Origin of the sequence: Paracoccus marcusii, from assembly GCF_006151785.1 — a bacterium.
GTDB classification, from domain to species: Bacteria; Pseudomonadota; Alphaproteobacteria; order Rhodobacterales; family Rhodobacteraceae; genus Paracoccus; species Paracoccus marcusii.
This window is the reverse complement of sequence record NZ_VDDD01000179.1, coordinates 1-5,772: the sequence shown is the minus strand read 5'-3', so window position 1 is coordinate 5,772 and position 5,772 is coordinate 1. Positions and strand designations below refer to the sequence as shown.

Annotated in this window: 4 protein-coding genes and 2 pseudogenes; 4 read left to right on the top strand and 2 right to left on the bottom strand. The window is 56.7% G+C overall.

Annotated elements, in window-relative coordinates:
- The coding region (locus FHD68_RS17440) for a PAS domain-containing protein (protein ID WP_139086392.1) at positions 1 to 1,208 on the bottom strand (1,208 nt) is incomplete at its 3' end.
- Between the two features lie 414 nt (positions 1,209 to 1,622).
- Here FHD68_RS17440 and FHD68_RS17435 point away from each other — a divergent pair.
- The 3 genes and pseudogenes from FHD68_RS17435 to FHD68_RS17425 all read left to right on the top strand — a co-directional run bounded on the left by FHD68_RS17435 (position 1,623) and on the right by FHD68_RS17425 (position 3,415).
- A pseudogene (locus tag FHD68_RS17435) lies at positions 1,623 to 2,421 on the top strand (IS5 family transposase).
- Between the two features lie 297 nt (positions 2,422 to 2,718).
- Complete coding sequence (locus tag FHD68_RS17430) at positions 2,719 to 2,937, top strand: hypothetical protein (RefSeq protein WP_139086390.1); 219 nt, start codon at positions 2,719 to 2,721, stop codon at positions 2,935 to 2,937.
- Between the two features lie 64 nt (positions 2,938 to 3,001).
- Positions 3,002 to 3,415: a BLUF domain-containing protein gene (locus FHD68_RS17425; protein WP_139086388.1), complete on the top strand. Its 414-nt coding sequence runs from the start codon at positions 3,002 to 3,004 to the stop codon at positions 3,413 to 3,415.
- Positions 3,416 to 4,065: 650 nt separating this feature from the next.
- Here the strand turns inward: FHD68_RS17425 and FHD68_RS17420 are convergent.
- Complete coding sequence (locus FHD68_RS17420; protein ID WP_139086385.1) at positions 4,066 to 4,479, bottom strand: response regulator; 414 nt, start codon at positions 4,477 to 4,479, stop codon at positions 4,066 to 4,068.
- A gap of 212 nt (positions 4,480 to 4,691) precedes the next feature.
- Between FHD68_RS17420 and FHD68_RS17415 the strand changes: the two are divergent.
- Positions 4,692 to 5,772: pseudogene (locus FHD68_RS17415) on the top strand (IS3 family transposase); the annotation flags it as partial.

The following is a 5,772-nucleotide window of genomic DNA, read 5'->3' as shown; positions in this document are numbered from 1 at the left end:
TTCCCCAGGATCACCGCAAGCAGATTGTTGAAATCGTGGCTGACGCCCCCTGCCATCTGCCCGATCAATGCCAAGCGCTCACTTCGCTGACGTTCTTCAGCACTATGCCTTTGCTCCGTCACATCGTTGATGAGCACCACCGCATGCCCGTGCCCGTCATGTTCACCCGCCAGCGGCACGGCCACGCATTCCAATATCTCCTGGCGTCCCGAACGGTGGTGCCGCGCCTCGAAATGACTCGGCTGCTGCGCTGCAAGCCTATCGCGCACATGGTCGATATTGGGGGTGCAATCCGTCTCCTGCATCACCTCTTTCAGGGTCTTTCCCAACAGCTGCTGTCCATCCTGATCCTGAAGTGCGATCGCCGCAGCGTTCGCATAAATGATTGGCCAGAAGTCGATGGCGCCTTCACGTCTCTCAAGCATGACCGCGCCCGTGGTCATTGCGTCTATGGCTGTCCTGAACAGCCGAAGATCACGCTGTTCGCTCACCTCGCGGGTCACGTTCCGGAAGTGGACCGCGATGCCTGTCTGAGCAGGATGAACGGTCACATGAAACCAGCTCTCCAGCGGAGCGAAATAGGCTTGGAATGACTCCGAGTGTCCCGTTTCACTGACAGTCCGGTAAGTCCGCTCGAAGATCGTGCCGCGAGATTCGGGAAATTCCTCCCAGATACACTGCCCGACAAGCTCGGTAGGGGGGCGGCGGAGCATCTGTTCTGCAGCCACATTTACGAATGTGAATTGCCAACTTCTATCAAGCAGGAAAAAGCCGTCGGTCATCGTGCGCATAACGAAGGATAGCTCCGCCTGTGCACGCATTTGCTCGTCGATAGCAGCGCGTTCCCGACTGATGTCCTGGAAGGCACCCTGCAGCGCCACCACGCGCCCATCCTGCAGGATCGCCTCACCGATGGTTCTGGCCCAGAACAACCTACCTGTCATGGAGCGGCACTGCACATCCAGGTTCCACGACGCTCCGTCGGCGAGGCAGGCGTTGACTGCTTCTGTGACTGCTTGCCTGCTTTTTTCGACGTAGAACGACAGGGCAAAGTCCAGGCCGAGTTCCGTTCCCACCGGCACAGCAAACAGATCGTGGAGAAGTGGCGTCCATTCAACGCGATCCTCACCAACGCGGTAATACCACGCGCCGGTCTGGCTGGCGGCGCAGGCGCCTCTCAGAAGACGAAGCTCGTCATGCTGATCCATCGTCAAAGGGTCCCTTTAAATGCGGTCAGATGCCCAAAGGGTTACCGACTAAAATTGCCTTACCACTTTCTTAAGGTTCAGCCGTATCAACTCCCAGATGTAAAATAGTGTTAGGAGTGTGTGACGTGTTTCCGTCGGCGGCAAGACAGGATGCCGATTTTCAGGCTTGCCGGCATGCTTCGCTGGATACCCCGGCTGTAGCGCGAGGTTGGTCATGCAGTAAGACTGAAACCCGGCCGCCAGAAAAGAAGCAGGCCCCAGGCCTTTGGCGCGTTCTGGGCTCTTGCGACAACCGGCGACCGTACTCATTGCTTGATGGCGAAATGACGAGGCCGAGTTGACGAAAGGATTCACAGGGCGCGCTGATCGTGATTCAAGCTGGTATCTGTGATGAAAAGCAGCTTAGCATGAGATTTGATATCGGACGAAGAATGGGCTTTTCACGAGCGCTTCATTCTGGCCGTCCGAGCGCCGAACGGGCGCAAACCTACCGACCATCGGCTCGTTCTTAATGGGATTTTCTGGATAGCCCGGACAGGCTCGCCGTGGCGTGACTTGCCGGCAGAGTTCGGGAAGTGGTCCAGCGTCTACCGCCAGTTCCGACGCTGGACCCTGGCGGGTTCGTGGGAGCAGATCCTGGAGGTCTTGCTCGAAAGCCGGATCGTGCCGGATGCACTTCAGATGATCGACAGCACAGTGGTCCGAGCCCATCATCAGGCAGCGGGCGCAAAAGGGGGCTGAGCCATGAGGCGCCACTGGTTCGAGCCCATGGCGAAGGAGACAGGGTCTTGGCCGCTCAAGAGGTGGCTTTACGACCAAGATCCATCTCCGCGTCAATGGCGCAGGCCTGCCCATGAGGTCGGACATCACACCGGGTCAAAACATCGGATTATCGAGGCTTTGACTTGGTCATGGACGATAATCTGCCCGCGCCGGCTGTGCTGATCGCAGATCAAGGCTATGACTCCGACAAGGTTCGCAAAACGATGGAGGCGCGCAACGTCGTCCCGGTGATCCCAATGCGCAAGTCCCGCAGGTTGCGCGTCGTCGTGGATCGGGCCCTCTATCGCCTGCGCAATCTCGTCGAGCGGTGCTTCAACAAGCTCAAGAATGCCCGCCGCGTTGCCACCCGCATGACAAAACCGCCAAAAGCTACCTCGGCTTCGTCGACATCACATCGATCCGCCTGTGGATCCGCCATTTGTCAACATAACCTAGCACGCTGCCGGCGAACGCTTGGGCCATCATGAGCAGACCAGAGATGCCCAATGCTCGCGAGGCGACCGGGCGTTATCGGCCCCGGCGCCGTGATTGATGATGGGCTGAGGGACGGCGCCGAAACATGCTGGCGATTAGGGCAGGGGGCTCAACCAGCAAGCGCTCATCACCTTTTCGTTGAATAGTACTCGCCGTAAGGTTGTATTTTGACCCTCACTATGTGAGTTGCATCAAGTGCAGACATTTTGGCGTGATACGCTAGGGTAGAATGAGATCCGGCATGACCAGGCATATGAGCGATGACCTCCTGGACGAGATCGAACAACGCGCGATGGCCGAGCGGATCCTGCTGAACATTCTGCGCGCAACGCTCGCCTTTCCGGAAGCGATGGATCGCAGTGGTGTGGCGACGATGATCTCAGCTGCTGCCACGGAGCGCCAACGGCATGGCGATTACGGTGCAGCTGATCTGCTCCGCCACTGGAAGGCAATGGTCGATGGCTGGGACTGATGGTCATGGCAGACGCAATATTCGGGTTTTCGTTCGTCGCGCAGCCCTCAAAGGATAGGATGGTTTGGTCCGTAATTTTCTGTACCGCAGTGAGACACTGCTTCAGCCCCATGATCTCGAGTTCCGGATGATCCTGGAACAGGCGCGATCCCGGAACAGCAATATGGCCGTTACAGGCTACCTGCATTGGGAGGACGGGACCTTCCATCAATGGGTCGAAGGACCGGAGGCCGAACTGCGGATCGTGGAGAGGTGCATCAATGAAAGCCGATCTCATTACGGGCAAACCATTCTGAGCAGAGATACCGCCACCATCAGGCAGTTCCCAGGCTGGCATATGGCGCTTGGAGTGTCGGAAAAGAACTCGCTCTTCGACTTCGTTGCGACACAGAGTGTCGGGACCTTGGATCGAACAGAGTATGCCGCCGGTGTGCTTGCCTTCATGCGCGTGCAGTCCGAGACCACTTTGCCCTTCTGAGCTGAAGCGCCCAGCTGCCGAACTGGGGAACAGTCTGCGGCGCAGCCAGACCGTCGCCATGACCAAGCCGGAAAACTGCAGCATCCGGCGGTCCATTTCTCGGGGGGCAGAGCAGATCGGGAGCACATTCACTCACGCAAAAGCTGGTGGCGGGTGTCTGTGCGCCAAAACCATTGCCCGATACTTTTGCTGTCAGTCAGAGCCCTTGCTTCTAACACAACCTATCTGTCGCAAGCTCTGGTTCTTGTTATCGTAGGCGTGCCTAAATTCTGTGACAAACTTGCCCGTGCGAAGACAATGCTAGTTTTGTGCAGGTCAATTATGGATTTATTAGCAGAATCTCGTTAAGCATAAATTCGCTTAAGATGGAGATTCTCGGCGAATGTGCGCTTACCGGTTCTGCGATGTATGTGGGAACGAACTCGATAAGATGAACCCTCACAAGTACGGCTGCTTGTCATGCTACATCGCCTCAGGGCCAGATTGGCCGACGCGGTGGCTTGCAGACAGCACAGTGAGTACTGTCTGCAAGGTGGTATCGCTTACCGATTGGCGTGGAAAATTCCGTCGCCAGGTGTCGCCATCTCCAGGAGCTTGAAATCGTTGCCGAGCGACCAAAGCTCACGCTGACAACTGCAACCTACGAACGCCTAGTAGCTTACAAACTCTGCAATGGAGCGACCACGCCTGGATCCGAAAACCGCCTTCTGGATCTGATTGATTAGATCTTTCTCCGAGTAAGGCTTTTCATAGTAGGCGATAACGTTATCGAGATTGTAGTTCTTCGGTCTAGGGTATGCTGACGTCACGATGACATCGATCTTCGGCCATCCGATTTTGATCTCCTCGGCAAGCCAGAAACCGTCTTTCTCAGCGTTCAAGTCTATATCCGTAAACACGACGAGAATGTCGGGATAGTGCCTCAGCATTGTCAGGGCTTCATCCGCGTTCTTGGCCTCAACCGCCTCGAAACCCGAATCCTCCATGATCGAGACAGCTGTCATACGCAGAAGCCCTTGATCCTCTACAACGAGAACCACTGGGTCAAATTGTGATATGCTCATGCTCAAATTCTCGTCGTTACTACGGAACTGGTATACGAGAGAAGAAGGAGTTCCCAGCTCCACAGTTCCTCACTGAAAAATGCTGTTGCGGTTGATCGCTAGCAGAGGGCAGTTTCCGGGATCAGTGATGGTGCTCTGCCCCCTGGAAACTGGACCGTTTGAAGCTGGAGTTTTCGGTTAACCTTCCCTGGCTGGGAGAGGAGCGGAGAACGATGAAAGCATCGAGGTTCACGGAGGCGCAAAAGGCGTTTGTCCTGAAGCAGGGCGAGGAAGGCACGCCGGTGGCCGAGGTCTGCCGCAATGTGGGGATCAGCCAGGCGACCTATTTTAACTGGAAGAAGCGATATGGCGGTTTGTTGCCCGACGAGATGCGCCGGCTGAAGGCGCTGGAATGAGGCGCAAACGCCATGGGTTCGAGCGCAGCGCCGAATGAGAACAGCCGGTTGAAGGAGATCGTGGCCGACCTGACCCTCGACCGGGAGATGTTGCAGGACGTCATCCGCCGAAAGCTTGTTCACCAGCTGATTTGAACCGGTGGCGCCAGCTGGTTCACCCTGGCCGGATGCGCGAACTAGTTCGCGGGATGTGCATCGATTGGGGCGCGTCGATACGCAGGGCTTGTGGGGCCCTGCGGTTTGACACCTCCACGTTCCACTACAAGTCCCGGCGCACGGACCAGGCAGCCGTCGAGAGACGGATCAGGGAGATCTGCGAAACGCGGGTGCGCTATGGATATCGGCGTGTCCACGTCTTGCTGCGACGGGAGAGCTGGCAGGTGAACATCAAGAAGACTCGTAGAATTTACAATGAATTAGGTATGCAGCTCAGGAACAAGAACCCGAAACGGCGGGTGAAGGCCAAGCTGCGAGACGATCGCCAGGAGGCAGTCGGACCGAACGATGTCTGGGCCATGGACTTTGTTCATGACCAATTGGCTTTGGGTAACAAATTGAGGATCCTGACGATCGTGGATACGCATTCCCGTTTCTGTCCAGCAGCCGACCCGCGCTTTGCTTACCGCGGTGAGGATGTGGTCCGGACCCTGGAACGGGTCTGTGCCCAGGTCGGCTATCCCAGGACGATCCGAGTCGACAATGGCAGCGAATTTATCTCTCGCGATCTCGACCTGTGGGCTTATGCCAACGACGTTACCCTGGACTTCTCACGCCCTGGAAAGCCTACTGACAATGGCTTTATCGAGGCGTTCAACATCAAGCTCAGGTCCGAATGCCTGAACGCGCGTCGCCATTGCCGCTCGGACCAATGGCGCAACAATGGCAACTTCATGAGCCT

Coding starts and splice junctions, on each gene's coding strand:
- FHD68_RS17420 (WP_139086385.1), bottom strand. CDS start 4,479: ATGAGCATATCACAATTTGACCCAGTGGTTCTCGTTGTAGAGGATCAA.
- FHD68_RS17430 (WP_139086390.1), top strand. CDS start 2,719: ATGAGCGATGACCTCCTGGACGAGATCGAACAACGCGCGATGGCCGAG.